This is a genomic window from Catelliglobosispora koreensis DSM 44566, from assembly GCF_000379685.1.
In the GTDB taxonomy this organism is placed as follows: Bacteria; Actinomycetota; Actinomycetes; order Mycobacteriales; family Micromonosporaceae; genus Catelliglobosispora; species Catelliglobosispora koreensis.
In genome coordinates this window covers 268217-283351 of the sequence record NZ_KB903249.1, presented here as the reverse complement: position 1 = coordinate 283351, position 15135 = coordinate 268217, and the positions used below count along the sequence as shown (strand labels likewise).

Annotated in this window: 16 protein-coding genes; 7 read left to right on the top strand and 9 right to left on the bottom strand. The window is 65.0% G+C overall.

Going from position 1 to position 15135, the window contains the following annotated elements; genetic code table 11:
* The first annotated feature begins 455 nt into the window (after positions 1-455).
* Positions 456-1940: an aldehyde dehydrogenase family protein gene (locus A3E1_RS0101450; RefSeq protein ID WP_020518967.1), complete on the top strand. Its 1485-nt coding sequence runs from the start codon at positions 456-458 to the stop codon at positions 1938-1940.
* Here the strand turns inward: A3E1_RS0101450 and A3E1_RS0101445 are convergent.
* Genes A3E1_RS0101445 through A3E1_RS0101430 form a run of 4 tightly spaced genes read right to left on the bottom strand, consistent with a single transcriptional unit; the run spans position 1937 to position 5165 of the window.
* Entirely contained in the window at positions 1937-2521 is a 585-nt protein-coding gene (locus A3E1_RS0101445) for a DUF1349 domain-containing protein (RefSeq protein WP_020518966.1), read from the bottom strand. The two genes, A3E1_RS0101450 and A3E1_RS0101445, sit on opposite strands and share 4 nt — an antisense overlap.
* Before the next feature lie 46 nt (positions 2522-2567).
* Positions 2568-3413 carry an alpha/beta hydrolase family esterase gene (locus A3E1_RS0101440; RefSeq protein WP_020518965.1) on the bottom strand — a complete coding sequence of 282 codons (846 nt, stop codon included), beginning with the start codon at positions 3411-3413 and terminating at the stop codon, positions 2568-2570.
* A 44-nt stretch (positions 3414-3457) separates the two neighbouring features.
* Positions 3458-4072: a response regulator transcription factor gene (locus tag A3E1_RS0101435; protein ID WP_020518964.1), complete on the bottom strand. Its 615-nt coding sequence runs from the start codon at positions 4070-4072 to the stop codon at positions 3458-3460.
* The gene (locus A3E1_RS0101430; RefSeq protein ID WP_020518963.1) at positions 4065-5165 is read right to left on the bottom strand and encodes a GAF domain-containing sensor histidine kinase; all 1101 of its coding nucleotides are present in this window, start codon (positions 5163-5165) and stop codon (positions 4065-4067) included. The genes A3E1_RS0101435 and A3E1_RS0101430 overlap by 8 nt, the downstream gene beginning before the upstream one ends.
* A 122-nt stretch (positions 5166-5287) precedes the next feature.
* Between A3E1_RS0101430 and A3E1_RS0101425 the strand changes: the two genes are divergently transcribed.
* The 3 genes from A3E1_RS0101425 to A3E1_RS0101415 all read left to right on the top strand — a co-directional run bounded on the left by A3E1_RS0101425 (position 5288) and on the right by A3E1_RS0101415 (position 7237).
* Positions 5288-5914 carry an SDR family NAD(P)-dependent oxidoreductase gene (locus tag A3E1_RS0101425; protein WP_026207970.1) on the top strand — a complete coding sequence of 209 codons (627 nt, stop codon included), beginning with the start codon at positions 5288-5290 and terminating at the stop codon, positions 5912-5914.
* A gap of 79 nt (positions 5915-5993) precedes the next feature.
* Entirely contained in the window at positions 5994-6287 is a 294-nt protein-coding gene (locus A3E1_RS0101420; RefSeq protein WP_020518961.1) for a VOC family protein, read from the top strand.
* Positions 6284-7237 (top strand): S-adenosylmethionine:tRNA ribosyltransferase-isomerase, encoded by a 954-nt coding sequence (locus A3E1_RS0101415; protein ID WP_020518960.1) that lies wholly within the window; start codon positions 6284-6286, stop codon positions 7235-7237. The genes A3E1_RS0101420 and A3E1_RS0101415 overlap by 4 nt, the downstream gene beginning before the upstream one ends.
* On the opposite strand, the gene xylB is transcribed toward A3E1_RS0101415, so the two are convergent.
* Positions 7214-8593 carry a xylulokinase gene (gene xylB, locus A3E1_RS0101410; RefSeq protein WP_020518959.1) on the bottom strand — a complete coding sequence of 460 codons (1380 nt, stop codon included), beginning with the start codon at positions 8591-8593 and terminating at the stop codon, positions 7214-7216. The two genes, A3E1_RS0101415 and xylB, sit on opposite strands and share 24 nt — an antisense overlap.
* The gene (xylA, locus tag A3E1_RS0101405; protein WP_020518958.1) at positions 8590-9759 is read right to left on the bottom strand and encodes a xylose isomerase; all 1170 of its coding nucleotides are present in this window, start codon (positions 9757-9759) and stop codon (positions 8590-8592) included. Before xylA ends, xylB begins: the two co-directional genes overlap by 4 nt.
* Positions 9760-9831: 72 nt before the next feature.
* Between xylA and A3E1_RS0101400 the strand changes: the two genes are divergently transcribed.
* Entirely contained in the window at positions 9832-10986 is a 1155-nt protein-coding gene (locus tag A3E1_RS0101400) for an ROK family transcriptional regulator (RefSeq protein ID WP_020518957.1), read from the top strand.
* Between the two features lie 259 nt (positions 10987-11245).
* On the opposite strand, the gene A3E1_RS0101395 is transcribed toward A3E1_RS0101400, so the two are convergent.
* Positions 11246-12241: a S1 family peptidase gene (locus A3E1_RS0101395; protein WP_020518956.1), complete on the bottom strand. Its 996-nt coding sequence runs from the start codon at positions 12239-12241 to the stop codon at positions 11246-11248.
* A gap of 70 nt (positions 12242-12311) precedes the next feature.
* Positions 12312-13064 carry an alpha/beta hydrolase gene (locus tag A3E1_RS0101390; protein ID WP_040390310.1) on the bottom strand — a complete coding sequence of 251 codons (753 nt, stop codon included), beginning with the start codon at positions 13062-13064 and terminating at the stop codon, positions 12312-12314.
* Positions 13065-13144: 80 nt separating this feature from the next.
* Here A3E1_RS0101390 and A3E1_RS0101385 point away from each other — a divergent pair, with 80 nt between their 5' ends.
* Positions 13145-13444 carry a DUF6300 family protein gene (locus tag A3E1_RS0101385; protein ID WP_020518954.1) on the top strand — a complete coding sequence of 100 codons (300 nt, stop codon included), beginning with the start codon at positions 13145-13147 and terminating at the stop codon, positions 13442-13444.
* A gap of 3 nt (positions 13445-13447) precedes the next feature.
* Positions 13448-14593, top strand: a complete 1146-nt coding sequence (locus tag A3E1_RS0101380; protein ID WP_020518953.1) for a cytochrome P450 — start codon at positions 13448-13450, stop codon at positions 14591-14593.
* Here A3E1_RS0101380 and A3E1_RS38310 read toward each other — a convergent pair.
* Positions 14574-15107 (bottom strand): DUF4262 domain-containing protein, encoded by a 534-nt coding sequence (locus tag A3E1_RS38310; RefSeq protein WP_020518952.1) that lies wholly within the window; start codon positions 15105-15107, stop codon positions 14574-14576. The two genes, A3E1_RS0101380 and A3E1_RS38310, sit on opposite strands and share 20 nt — an antisense overlap.
* Positions 15108-15135: the final 28 nt, after the last annotated feature.

The window sequence follows — 15135 nt, the reverse complement described above, 5'->3', positions numbered from 1 at the left end:
CAGTCTTGATCGGCATCCCGAAACGTGATCCACAGCCTTTGGGACGTGATCCAAAGCCGCGTTGATCACGTCACAAAGGCTGTGGATCTGTCTTTGGGCTGTGGATCTCGATGAAGCGAGCACCCACCGAGCCACCAAGCCGCAGAGTCGATCACTCACGTTGATCCACAGCCCAATAGGAGTGATCAAATGACCTGTTGATCACCCTTATCCGGCTGTGGATCACGCCTCAAGATCGGCAGTCCCAAAAGGCAGCAAAGGGGTGGGGTGCCGCAGGCGTTTGCGAAGCAGGCCATCGAACAAAGCGGGAGACGCAGGGAAGCGAGGCCGGGAGCAGGCATTGAAGCGTGGTCAGCGTTACCGGCGCGGAAGCGGGAGGCCGAGGGAACGGGGAGGCCCGGGGGGGAAGTGGCGAGAGCGTGAGGGCGCGGGAGGGGGAATAGTAGGGTGCGGGGATGCGGACGTATGCCAGCACGAACCCGGCCCGGTTGAGTGAAGTTGTTACTGAGGTTGGGTTGGGGGACGTCGACGCGATCGTGGCGGTGTGCCAGACGGCCAGTGAGAAGCAGCGCGCGTGGGCGGATGTTCCGGCGCCGGTGCGGGGGCAGATCATCGCCAACATCGGCACGCTGGTGGAGGCGAACTTCGAGACGCTCGCCGCTCTGGTCACTACGGAGATTGGCAAGCCGCTCACGGAAGCCCGCGGCGAAGTGCAGGAGATCGTTGACACGTGCCGGTTCTTCCTCGGCGAGGGCAGAAGGCTTTACGGCCAAACCGTGCCGTCGGAGATGCCGTCGAAGCAACTGTTCACGTTCCGGGAACCTGTTGGCACAGCGTTCATTATCACCGCCGGCAACTTCCCCGTCGCGGTGCCAAGCTGGTACCTCATCCCCGCGCTCCTGTGTGGAAACACCGTCGTCTGGAAACCGGCGCTCTACGCCGCAGCGTGCGCCGAAGCGCTCACCAAACTTTTCGTCAAAGCTGGTCTGCCAGAAGGCGTCTTGAATCTCGTGCACGCCGACGGGCCGGAAACGTTCGCGGGACTGTCGCAGGCGCTCGACAAAGGGCTCGTGCAAAAGGTGGGCTTCACCGGCTCTACCGAAGTCGGCCGGAAGATCGGTGAGTTGTGCGGACGGCATCTGCAAACGCCGTGTCTGGAACTGGGCGGCAAGAACCCCATGGTGGTAACGGAATCGGCCGACCTGGACTTGGCGGTCGAGGGCGCGTTGTTCGCCGGCTTCGGCACGGCTGGCCAGCGCTGCACGTCGCTGGGCACCGTCATCGTGCACGAGAGTGTCAAAGACGTGTTCACGCAACGGTTTGAAGCCGCGGTGGCCAATGCTGTGATCGGTGACCCGACACAGGCTGTCCTTTATGGACCGTTGCTCGACCAGAAGTTCGCTGACTCCCACGAGTCGCACCTGGGCTGGATAAAGGACCACCACCGGCCCAGCCACAAGATAGGGAGGATCGTCAGCGACCGCAACGGTTTCGTGGGCGACCCGCAACAGGGGCTCTACTACCACCCGGTGATCGTTGACGGGGTCAGGCCGGGCGACGCGCTTTTCGACAACGAGACTTTCGGGCCTTTGGTCGGGCTCACGGCGTACACCCGGTTGCAAGAGGCTCTTGAATTGGCGAACGCGCCAGGTTATGGGCTATCGAGCGCCATCTACACCCGTGATCCGCAGGAGGTTTTCGCGTTCCGTAAAGGGATTGGCGCTGGGATGGTCAGTGTGAACAATTCCACCTCGGGCGCGGAGGCGCATCTTCCCTTTGGTGGCAACGGAAAATCGGGCAACGGCAGCAGGCAGTCGGGCATGTGGGTGCTGGACCAGTTCACGCGGTGGCAAGCGGTGAACTGGGACTACTCCGGACGGCTGCAGAAAGCACAGATGGAGGTCGCCGTGGTCGACGCCGACCTGGGCTTCCGGATCTAGAGCTTCTCCAAAGCGGTGCGGGTAAAGGTTAAGTGCTCGAAGGTGACGTCGCAGCCGTCGCCCGCCGGCGATTGCACTTCGATGCCGGCGAGAACGGGGCCTTCGCCTTCGAGCGTGAACTGGCGCACCAATTGCCATGAGAGCCCATCGGAACACACGTGGAAAACGAAGGCACCGCTGACAAAACTGATGCGCAGCCACAGCCATTCGCTCGCGATCGCCCACCCGACAGCGTCATCGGACGTGCCGCGCGTGACGACGGAGAAAACCGTGGGCACACCGTCGGTGGACCGCTCGAAATTCAGCTTCGCCCAATGACTTTCATTGATCCAGATGAACAGCGCGCCCGCGTCCCACGAGTCTTTGAAGCCGACCTTAACGCGGGCCTTGAGCTGCCAATCGCCCGCCGGAACGGGCGCTAGCGCACGGGCGGCGTCGGTTTTGGACACGACGCCCATGGGGCTGATGAAGATGTCGGATCCGCCGGCCGCCGTCACCCGGACACCGTTTGGTACGGCAACACATGCCGTGGGCTCGATGGCCCAGGCCAGCTCCAACTCCCCCGCGGTGATCGTTTCCACGTCGCGGATCCTAACGGAGGGTGCGCCTGCCCGCACCCCCCATCACCTAGTGCGCCTTGAAGAATTCCCACATCAGGTCGGTCGCGTCGATGCCCGCGTTGGGATCGCTCAGTCCGCCGCTCTTGGCCCCGGGCCAGCTATGACCCATTTTGGGTACGCGGTAAACGACCACTTCGCTGCCATCGCCACATTTATGCACGGTTCTGGTCACATCGCCCGTGATTGTCGTCTGACCTGCTGGCATGCACTTGAGCCGGGTCTGCCAGGTTTCCAAGCCGGCGTTAATCCTGGCGTAGAAACGGTCCAGCCCACCGGCGAACTGAATCACCGAGACGGGCCGTTTGGGCATGTAGGCCGCGTCGGTAGTGAGCTGTCCACTGTAGGCACCGCTCACGGGAGCGATCGCGGCGAAGAGGTCGGTTTCGACGGCAAGCCGGTAGGACATGTCCGCACCGTTGGAGATGCCCGTGGCGTAGACCTTCTTAGGGTCGGCCTTCCAGTCCTTCACCATTTTGCCCACTATGGACTTGATGAAGCCGACGTCATCTTCACTGCCGCAGCACACGAGGGCGTTCATTCCGGCGGCGAAACCGTCTGGGTACACGACGAGGAAGTTTTCCTTGTCCGCCTTGGCACTCATGGCACTGGTAACGGCGACTTCTGGTCCCGTGCCGGGATAGAAGTGCATCACCACCACGACGGGCAAACTTTTGCTGCCGTCGTAGTTCGCCGGAGCATGCACGTGATAGGTCCGCTCTTTGCCGTTCCAGGTCATGCTGAACTTCGTGTCACCCGGTTTCGGCGTGGGCTCGGGAGCCGAAGAAACGGCGGGGGCAGGAGGGCTGGATTGACAGCCGGCGACGATTAGCAGGGCCGCCGCCAAGATACGCATTCGCATACTGTGTTCGACGCTGACGCCCCGCCGTGACGTTGTCCCTAATCGGTGACGAGCCCGTGGCGGACCGCGTAGAGAGCGGCTTGGGTGCGGTCCTCGACGGATAGTTTCATCAAGATGCTCGAGACATGAGTCTTCACGGTCTTCTCTGCTAACACGAGAATCCGGGCGATCTCGCGATTGGAGCGGCCGCGGGCGATCTCGGCCAGCACATCGCGCTCGCGGGCGGTGAGGCTGCCGAGGCGGTTGGTGAACGGTTCGGTCATCGCGGCGGCGAGTGACGGTGGCAGCAGCACGTGGCCACTGTGGACGGTGCGGATCGCGTTAGCCAGCGCGGACGGGTCGATGTTCTTGAACACGACTCCGGCGACACCTTCGCGCACGACGGGCAGCAGCTGGGACACCTCGGTGAAGCTCGTGACGATGAGCACCTTGGTGCCGTTCAGCTCGCGGACAGTGTGCACGGGATCTTCGCCCGGCATCTTGAGGTCGAGCAGGACGACGTCGGGCTTCTGCTCAGACGCCAGCGAGATGGCCGCGGCGCCCGTGGAGACTTCACCGATGACTTCCATATCCGCGTGCAGGGAAAGGAAAGTGCTCAGTCCCCGGCGGACCATCTCGTGGTCGTCGGCGATGAGAACCCGGATTTTAGTCAAGGGGCACCGCCAGTTTCAGGATCGTGCCGGGGTTGGCTTGCGTGACGGTCAGCGTGCCGTGCACACGTTCCGCCCGCTCGCGCATCGACGCCAGGCCAAGGCCTTTGACGTCTTCGGGGTCGATGCCCACTCCGTCATCGCGGATCTCGCAGCCGAGCACACCGTCGGCAATGGACAGCTCGAGGGTGATGTTTTTCGCCCCGGAGTGCCGCAAAGCGTTGTGCAGAGCCTCTTCCGCCACGCGCAGCATTGCCTCCTCGATTTTCGCCGGGAACCGTTGCTTCACCGTGGACACGAAACGCAGCTCGGGGAGGTGAATCCGGTCGAGCAACGCCACTCTGCGCCTTAGCGTTTCTGCCAGTCCCGCGTCGGCCAGCTCCCGTGGGCGCATCTCGGCCACGACCTCGGTCAGCTCTGAGGCGGCCAAGGCGGCCAGCTGCTTGATTTCGGCGAGTTCGCGCTCGGCCCGGTCAGGATCGCGGCGCACCATGCAGGCGGCCGATTCCGTGATGAGCCGCAGGCTGAACAGCTTTTGCGCCACCGCGTCGTGCAGTTCCCGCGCGACGCGCTGCCGCTCTTCCAGCAGCGCGAGCTCGCGCGACTGCTCAAACAAGCGGGCGTTGGTCAGCGCGATCGCGGCATGGGCGGCGAGCACCGCGAGCAGCCGCTCATCGTCGTCGGTGAACTTGCCACGTTTGCTGTTGGCCAGATATAGAGCACCTAAAATCTCACGACCATCATTGATGGGTACTCCGATGAAGTCCTTCAAAACCGGATGCGCCTGCGGCCACCAGCCAAACCGCGGATCCCTGCGCACATCATCGAGGCGCTGTGGCTTGGGGTCGGTCAGCATCGCCGCCAGCAGCCCGTGCTGGCGCGGCATCGGCCCGATCGCGGCACGCTGCTCGTCAGGCACCCCGTCCACGACGAATTCGGCGAAGCCGCCCTGGTCATCGGGCACGCCCAGCGCCGCGTACTGACAGTCGAGCAACCCGCGCGCCGCGGTGACGATCGTTTGCAGCACCTCCCGCACCGAAAGCTGGCGGCTCACGGCGAGGACCGCGGCACTAACCTCTTCCAGCGGCGTGGGCATGTCTCGACGGTATCCTGCCGCGCTGGAGCACGCATGAGGTATTGGTCCTAGGTCTAATGGCGTAGGCACATGGCGGCCGTGGACCGATTCCGCGCGCTCAATCCGTGCCTAGCGTCGATGACATGCCTAACGCCATCGTTACCGGAGCTTCCAGGGGCCTCGGCCGGGAACTTAGCCGCGTCCTCGTTCAGCACGGCTGGACCGTCATCGCCGATGCCCGCACGCCGTTTGAGGAGGAGGGCGTCACCGTGGTCACGGGTGATGTCACCGATCCCGCTCACCGCAAGGCGCTGGTGTCGCAGCTCGATCACATCGACTTGCTGATTAACAACGCTGGAGCACTCGGCCCGTCCCCCTTACCACCGTTGCGCACCGCTCCGCTGGACGCGTTCCGGGATGTCTTCGAAACGAATGTGTTCGCACCCCTGGCCCTCATTCAGGAAGCATTGCCCAAGCTGCGTAACGCGATCGTCGTCAACGTGACGTCGGACGCGGCTCCCGAACCTTATGCGGGCTGGGGTGTTTACGGATCGTCGAAGGCGGCTTTGGAAGCGGCGAGCCGTGTGCTGGCCGTCGAAGAACCAACGCTGACCGTCTGGCAGGTCGATCCGGGTGACCTGCGCACCCAAATGCACCAGGACGCCTATCCGGGCGAAGACATCTCGGACCGTCCGCTGCCCTCGGCGGTGGCACCGCGGCTGATCGAGTTGCTCGGCAAGCGCCCTCCGTCGGGGCGGTATCAACTATGAGCGAGGGCTTGCCCGAGCGAATCGGGATAACAGCGAGGTTAATGCCTCATGGCCCCGGCGACCGAAGGGAGCCGGCGTCATGAGGTTGTGGGCACCGCTGGAAGTGCGATCGCTCGACGCGTCTCGGATCTTTTACGAAAAGCTGCTGCCTGTCGTCGACTCGTTTGACGACGGTCTTGTTTTCGGTGTCGGCGACGGGCGGATCGAGATCGTCCAAACGCGACATCCCGCCTATCCCCCGCCGATCGCGATCGAAGTCCCGACGTGGGAGGAGGCCGGGCCGGACGGGACTGTTTTCCCCCGCGGTCATTACGGCCGCTTCCTCACCGACCCCGATGGCCACCGTCTGCTGATCTGGAGCGAACGCCGATGACAGTCACCTATCTGGAAGCCCACGAGCCGCCGGAGGCTCGCGGGCTGGCCCGTGACCACGTGGCTTTGCTAGCCGCGACCCCGCACGGGCTGACCCATCACCGGTTCACTGAGTTGCCGTCGCTGTTGCTGCCCGGCGATGTGCTGCTCATCAACACCTCGGCGACATTGCCAGCGGCAGTCTCCACCGTGGACGGCATGGCTGTTCACTTCTCCACCGAACTGCCAGACGGGTCGTGGGTGGTGGAGCCACGGCACTATCAAGGCGGCGCAGGCGTTCTGCATCTCAAGGGCGACGTCAGCGTTCTGTTGAAGGAGCCGTACTCAGAAGGCCGCCTGTGGGTCGCGACCGTCAGCACGGCCGATGTCCCGGGATACCTGATGCGGCACGGAAAACCCATCAGATACTCCTATGTGGACGCTGACTGGCCGCTGAGCTATTACCAGACGGTCTTCGGGCAGGTGCCGGGCAGCGCGGAGATGCCCAGCGCCAGCAGGCCGTTCACGGCGGATCTGGTGACACAGCTAGTGAGCATGGGCATCGTGCTGGCTCCCCTGACCCTGCACACCGGCGTCGCCTCAGCGGAAGCTCACGAAAGGCCGTACCCGGAACGCTTCGACATCCCAGACGCGACTGTCCGTCTCGTCAACGAGGCGCGTGCGGCGGGCCAGCGGATCATCGCGGTCGGCACGACGGCCGTTCGTGCGATCGAAACCGTGGCGCAGAAAGGTCTCAGGCGCGGCTGGACCTCACTTGTCGTCACGCCCGAGACAGGAGTGCGGCTCGTGGACGGGCTCATCACCGGCTTCCACGAGCCGAAGGCGTCACATTTGCTGATGCTCGAAGCGATCGCCGGTAAACCGCTTCTCGACGAGATCTACCGGGAGGCGGTGCAGGAAGGTTACCTGTTCCACGAGTTCGGTGACCTAAACCTCATCCTGCGCCGCTAGCCGGTAGCGCTCACGGGTCGTCTCATCGAAATCAGCCTCGTAAGTGCGTGTTTCGGACAGTTGCCAAGACGGAGGTTCGGCGGCCTCAGACAGCACCCAGGCCGCTTGACGAGCGGCACCATCGGCCACGTATTCACCTGGCTCCGGCACCAGCACCGGGCAGCCGAAGATAGCCGGGGCGATTTCCCGCACCGCCTGGGCCTGCGCACCACCACCGATGAGGATGACCCGGTTGGCGATGACGCCAAGGGCTTTGAGCGCGTCGAGACCGTCGGCCAGCCCGCACAGCATTCCCTCCACCGCCGCTCGCGCGAGGTGGGCCGGGGTGCTGTTGCGGTGCGTCAGGCCACTGATCGCGCCAGTGGCGTTGGGCCTGTTGGGCGTTCTTTCACCGTCCAAATAGGGCAGTAGCGTCAGTCCTTCGCTCGCCGTGCTCAGCGCCAGCCGGGAAAGCTCCGTCAAGTCAACGCTGAGAATCTTCGCGGCCGCGTCAAGCACCCGTGCGGCGTTGAGCGTGCAGACCAGCGGCAAGAACCGGCCGGTGGCGTCGGCGAAGCCAGCCACCGTGCCGGTGTTGTCGGCCGAGGGGATCGCGCTAACCGAGAAGATGGTGCCCGAAGTGCCCACGGAGACAACGACATCGCCCAGGCTCGCTCCGGCACCCAGTGCTCCGGCGGCGTTATCGCCGGTGCCCGGCCCGATCACGACCCCGCCGAGTGTTTGACCCGCGGCCTCCGCAGGACCCAAAACCTTTGGCACCGCTGGTACTCGGCCGAACGCCGCCTGGATCAAATCCTCCCGGTAACGGTGGTGCGCGGGCGACCAGTAGCCGGTGCCGCTCGCGTCGCCCCGGTCGGTGGTCAGCTCGCCCAAATCGGCGCTGCCGCGCAGTTTCCACGTCAGCCAGTCATGCGGAAGGCACACGGCCTCGGTGCGTGCCGCGACGGCGGGCTCGTGACGGGCGAACCAGCGCAGTTTCGTGACCGTGAACGAAGCCACGGGTACGCTCCCGACGGCTTGTGCCCACGTGTCGGCGCCTAGCTCGGCGACCAGATCGGCCGCCGCGCCCGCGGAGCGCAAGTCGTTCCATAGCAGGGCGGGCCGCACGACGGCACCCGCCCGGTCCAGGCAGACCATGCCGTGCTGTTGTGCCGCGACGGAAAGGGCCGCCACGTCGGACAGCCCTCCCGCCTCGGCGATCGCCTCGTGCAAGGCGGTCCACCACGCGTCGGGGTGAACCTCGGTGCCCTCGGGATGCGCGGCCCTGCCGGAGCGCACCAGAGCACCGGTCTCCGCGTCACGGATGACCACCTTGCAGGACTGGGTCGAGGAGTCGACCCCGGCGACCAGTGTCATTTCCCCGCTCCCAGTAAGTGCTCTACCGCGAGCTGGTTCAGGGCCACGACAGCGGCACCGCGTGCGGCGATAGCGTCCACATCGGACGGTTCGCTGCGCAGCGCGTCATAGGACTCGCCCGGGTTCAGCGTCGGAAGCGACAGCTCGCCAACCTTGCTCGCCGCCAGCGCCTCGGCCACGCGCGGATCCGCGCGCCACGCCTTGGCCCGCTCCTTGAGCAGCAGGTAGGTCGTCATGTTCGCGGCAGCGGAAGCCCAAACACCGTCGGTGTCTTCGGTCCGCAGCGGTTTGTAGTCAAAGTGCCTGGGGCCGCTGTAGGTCTCGGTGCCGTCTGGGCCACCGAACTCCAGCAGGTCGACGAGGAAGAACGAGTTGAGCAGATCGCCGTGACCGAACACGAGATCCTGGTCGTATTTCACGCCCCGCTGGCCGTTGAGGTCGATGTGGAACAGCTTGCCGTGCCACAGCGCCTGAGCGATGCCGTGCACGAAGTTCAGGCCAGCCATCTGCTCGTGCCCGACCTCGGGGTTGAGGCCGACCATCTCGTGATGCTCCAAGGTGGAGATGAACGCCAGCGCGTGCCCTACCGTGGGCAGCAGGATGTCGCCACGCGGCTCGTTTGGCTTGGGCTCCAGGGCGAAGCGGATGTCGTAACCCTGGTCCTTCGTGTACTGAGCGAGGAAGTCAAGCGCCTCACGGAACCGGTCGAGCGCGGCCCGCACGTCTTTAGCCGCATCACTTTCAGAGCCCTCGCGCCCGCCCCAGAACACATAGGTCTTGGCGCCCAGCTCGGCTGCCAGGTCGAGGTTGCGCATGACCTTCTTGAGAGCGAACCGCCGGACGTCACGGTCGTTGGCCGTGAACGCGCCCTCCTTGAAAACGGGGTGCGTGAACAGGTTTGTCGTCGCCGTCGTGACCACGACACCGGTCTCGTCGAGCGCTTTGCGGAACCGGTCGACGATGAGGCCACGGTCGGCGTCTGACGAACCGAAGGGGATCAGGTCGTCGTCGTGGAACGTCACGCCATAGGCACCGAGCTCGGCCAGGCGGTGCACGATCTCGACCGGGTCGAGCCAGTCGCGGGTCGCGTCGCCGAACGGGTCTCGGGCCTGCCAGCCCACGGTCCACAAACCGAAGGCGAAACGATCGGACTTTTGTGGCGTCATAACTTCGGCCTCCAGGGACGGCTGCGGTATTTGTTTAGCCATTGAACTAATATGGTGTAGCCTTGTCAAGCTATGGATCTTCCCGCGCGGCAACGCAGTCTTCGTGAGCACAATCTGGCTGTCGTCATGCGCCTTGTCGCCCGGAATGCGCCCTTGTCACGGGCGGCCATCGCGGCACAGAGCGGGCTGACCCGGGCCACCGTTTCGGCGATCGTTGACGAACTCATCGCCGGCGGACTCGTCACCGAGGTCTCGCCGCCACCGCCCAACGGCGCCGGCCGCCCAGCGACGGGAGTCGTGCTCAGTGGCGCGACGCCGGCCGGGCTAGGGATGGAAATCAACGTCGACTATCTGGCGGTCTGCGTGCTCGACCTCGCGGGCAACGTCAGGCACCGAGCGCACTTGACGGCCGATCAAAGAGGACGGACCCCGTCGCAGACGTGGTCCGGCCTTGGCGCCCTCGCCCGCGCCGCGCACAAAGCCGCTGTCGCGCAAGGTTTGTCGATCGCCGGTGCCACGGTGGCCCTGCCCGGCCTCGTCAGCGAGCAAACCGTTCGCATCGCCCCGAACCTTGGCTGGACGGAAACACCGATCCCCGCCCACATCGACGGCGTGCCCCTAAGCGGTGGCAACGAAGCCAACCTCGCGGCCCTTGGCGAGCTACACGCCCTTCCCGGGAGCGAGCCGTCCAGCTTCGTCTACGTCTCGGGTGAGATCGGCATCGGCGCCGGCCTTGTCGTCAATGGACAATTATTCACCGGTACGCAGGGCTGGGCCGGCGAACTCGGCCACGTGACCGTGGATCCCGCTGGGCCTGACTGCACTTGTGGTTCGCGAGGCTGCCTGGAGCAATATGCCGGTGAGGACGCGATCCGGTCACTTTCTGGTTTGCCGTCCGCCGACTTGCCGCGCGCCGCCGCCGAGGGCTCACCGCCTGTCCTTGCCGCGCTAGCTCAGGCTGGCACCGCCTTGGGTGTCGCGCTGTCCAGCGCCGTGAACTTGCTCGACCTCCCGTGCGTGGTCCTCGGCAGCCACCTCGCACCGCTGGCCCCATGGCTATCCCCCGCGATCGAACACGAACTCCAGCAACGTGTTCTGACGTCACGGTGGTCCACATTGGAGGTTCGGCCATCCGCGCTAGGAGCCGACGCGGCCATCATCGGCGCGGCCCGCACCGTCACCAGCGCCATCATCACCTCCCCCGCGCCTTACCTCGCCTCCCGCTAGTCCTGCGTCGCTGGCCCTTTCCGTCCGCACGCTTAGTCGTGATCCACATCCCCATACGTGATCGACATCCGTTGAGACGTGATCAAATGCCCAGTCGATCACGTCCGAAGGGATGTGGATCACCTTGGGGGATGTGGATCACGACTAGGTCGGCTGGCGCACGGCCACAACGGCAGGCGCACGGCCACAACGGCAGGCAGACAAAGGGGGGCAGGGCGCCTGGGGGTTGGGGGGCGCCCTGCCGGAGGGAGAGGAGCTTCTAGAAGACGCTCACGTGGTATTTGCTGAGCGCCTCGGTTACCGGCTGGAAGAAGGTCGTGCCGCCGCTGCTGCAGTTGCCGCTTCCGCCTGACGTCAAGCCGAGGGCGATGCTGCCGTCATAGAGCGGTCCGCCGGAGTCGCCCGGCTCGGCGCAGACGTTGGTGCGGATCATGCCCTTGACGGTGCCGCCGCTGGAGTAGTGGACTGTCGCGTTTAGACCGGTGACGGTGCCGGAACGGGTGCCGGTGGTGGACCCGCGACGGCGCACTGATTCGCCCACATAAGCATCCGCGGCTGACGCGATGTCTTGCCCGCCAACGCCACCGTCGATCGTGATCGACGTGTTGGTGTAGCGCACCAGCGCGTAATCGTTGCCCGGGAAGCTGGCGTTGGTCGTGTCACCGAGCTTCGTCGTTTGGTTAGCCGACGTGTACCAGGCCGGCGCGACCTTGCCACAGTGTCCCGCGGTCAGGAAGTAGTACGTGCTGCCACTGCGCACGTTGAAGCCCAGTGAACACCGGTAGCCGCCGCCGTAGATGGCATCGCCTCCGGTGATCGTGGGCTGCAGCGTGCCTGACAGTCGCTCCAGCCGGGCAGCGCCGCTAGCGGACACGGCCGTTGCCAAGCGCCCCAGATCAGCGGCCGACACGGTGGAATCCGCCTCGACCACGATCTCGTTGGTGGCGACGTCGATCGACCAGGCGGTGCCGCGTACGCCCGGATCGTGTTTGTCTTTCAAGGAGTTTAGAGCGCGCAGACTGTGCCGCACGAGCTTGGCGCTGAGGCCAGCGGCGCGAGCGGACTCAAGCCCGGCGGCGTCGGTGACGTTGACGATGAGCGCGCCGTTGCCGTCGCGGTAGAAGCCGCCGGAACGGTCCGCCCCGAGGCCATGGGCGAAGGCGATGGGAGAGGGTGCGGCGTGTGCTGGGGTGAGCACGCCGGTGAGGAGTGTGACGGCTGCCGCGAGCAGCAGCGCGCGTTTCGTGGTTCGCACGGATCCTCCACATGGGTCAGGGACTGACCACCCGCACCCAGTGGTATTGGAGGATCAATATAGATGAATCTCAGTCGGCCGACAACTTGTTGATGAACTCGACACTGCCGTCGAAGATGCGTTGTGCGTCATGGTCCATCGTGGCCACGTGATAGCTGTCCTGCAAAACGATCTCGGTCTTGCTGGCCGACCCGATCTGCTGCAGGATGATCTCGCTGTTGACCGGCTCGACCACGTGGTCGTTGAGGGAGTGGTAGAGCAGCACCGGCTGGGTGATAGCGGGCAACTCCTTGCGTACCAACGTTTGGAACTGGCGCAGCGAGGCGGCGGCCCGCACCGGTGTGCGGTCGTAGGCTCCCTCGTCGACACCTTGCAGCGCGATGTCGTTGCCCAGCGCGGGCGCGGAGCGCAGCACCTTTCCCAGCACCGGCAGCAGCTTGGTGTCCCAGCGGATCATGATGACGGCCGGGTTGACGAGCACGAGGCCGGACACGAGCGGGCCCTGCGTCTCGGCAAGGCGCAGCGCCAGCGTGCCGCCCATGGACAGGCCGACCACGAAAACCTTGTCGCACTTGGCTTTTAGGTCGGTGAAGGCGGCTTCGATCGTGCCATACCAGTCGCGCCACGTGGTCTTATTGGCGTCGCTCCAGTGCGTTCCGTGCCCCGGCAGGAGCGGCAAACTGACCGTCCAGCCTTGCGCCGCAAGGTGTTTCGCCCAGGGCCGCATGCTGTGTGGCGACCCGGTGAACCCGTGGCACACCAGCACCCCGACGCTGCTGGAGCCGTCATGCGAGAACGGCGAAACATCCACACCCTGCCTCATGCGGTCATGATGACACGGTTACCCGCCAGAAACATAGAGGCGTCAGCGACGGCCTGGTAGCGGCACGATAAGGTCTCCCGGTGAACAAAGTCGAGGTCCGGGCCGGTGGAGAGCCTTGTCCCCGGTGCTCGGGCAAGCCACGGCTGACCGCCACTATCGGCGAGCGAAGCGTGCCGCTGTGCCCCGAGTGCGATGCGGCATCCCCGGCCGCGGGGAAATTGCTGGCCTATTTCAGCGCTCACACGTCGGTGCTCCCGCAGGACGCGGCCTATGTGTCTGACCTGTTAGGACAGTGGCTCGCGTCCATGAGCCGGGTCCCGGCCGAGCCTAAGTCCGACCTTGCAGCGGAGGCGGAAGCCTGGTGGGCACGCTACAAATAGCGGATGGCGAACGCTCGCAAGATCAGCAGGGGCGAGACCGCCGTCTGCCCGGTGCAACGGGACGCTGACGGGGTTTGGCACGTCAAGGATTACGACGCCGCGCGCGCGGTGCTGCGCAGCACGGACACGCGCCAGGCGGGGCTAGGGATCGAGTCGGTCGAGAAGCTTCCCGCGAAGATCCGCCGCCCGGTGCTCTACCGCGATGGGCCGGAGCACCGTGAGCACCGCAAACAGACGGCACGCTATTTCACGCCGCGGCGAGTGGACGAACATTACCGGGCCTTGATGCACAGCATCACCGATCGCGAGATCGCCAGCCTGATCCGCGATGGCCAAGCACACCTTTCCGAACTCAGCTTCCGTGTCGCCGTTGACGTGGCTAAGGCGGTCATCGGTCTCACGGATAGCAAGCCTGGCACCGACAAGCGGCTGGAGCGCTTCTTCCCGGAGAAGTTCGGCAAGCCCGGATTCATCAGCCCCAGCGGCTTGTACTGGTTCTTCCGCCAGAACTTCTCGTGGTTGTCTGTCTACTTAGGAGACGTCCGCCCGGCTGTGCGCACGAGACGGCGTGAGCGGCGTGACGATCTGATCTCACACCTGATCAATGAAGGCTGCACGAACAGTGAGATCCTCGGCGAGTGCCTGACTTTCGCCGCTGCCGGCATGATCACGACGCGGGAGTTCATCAACGTGGTGGCCTGGCACCTGTTCACCGACGGCGAGCTGCGTGAGCGCTACACCAAAGCCGAAGAGGCGGACCGTTTCGCCATCTTGCACGAGCTGCTGCGCCTCGAACCGGTCGTCGGCAATCTCAAGCGCCGCACCACAGCCGACTTGACAGTCGGTGAGGTGAGGATCCCGGCTGGGGAACTGGTTGACATCGCGGTCAGTGTCGCCAACGTCGATCCCGCCGCCGCCGGGGACGATCCGCTGACCGTCTGCCCGGCCCGCCCGGTGAACGAAGGACTCTCCTTTGGCGACGGCCCGCACAAGTGCCCCGGTGCCCACATCGCGATCCGCGAGGCGGACATCTTCCTCACCAAGCTCTTCGCGCTGGACGGGCTCCGGATGGTAAGCGAGCCAAGGGTTTCCATCAAAGAAGAGATCTCCGGCTATGAACTGCGGGGCCTCATCGTTGCCGTTGGCTAGCCTGCGCTGACCGCAGCACCCGCAGCCACTCGCCGGGTGGGTGATCGTCAGCGGCGAGCCACAGCAGCGGCTGGCTTTCCCGGAAGCACTCGTCGAAACCCCTGTCCCACGGGAAGCGGCCATCCTGGTCGGGCCACACCAGCTGGACGACAGGGACCGGGCTGGCGGAATAGAACTCCGCCAGCCCTGGAAACAGCTCACTCCAGGCCGGATCGGCTAATCGCAGACTCATTGGGTAACCAATAAGGACCTCAGAAAGCACCCCACCGGGCGTGAGCTGGCGTCCCTCACGGACCACCTCGGCGGCCACGTTGACCAGCCCGTTGCGTCCCGGCGGCAATCCAAAGATCGCGACTTCCGGGTGGCGGAACGTGTGCCAGAGGCCCACCGAGTAAGCCCAGCCAGGCCGGCCGTTGCTGGGCAGCACGGCCGTCAGGTGCCACCCATGCTCGGCGACCTGTCCGGCGATCTCGTCGCGTGAGCCACCCGTGCACAACGGGCAGGAAAAGAACATGGGTACAAAATAGAGACCCGGTGTGACA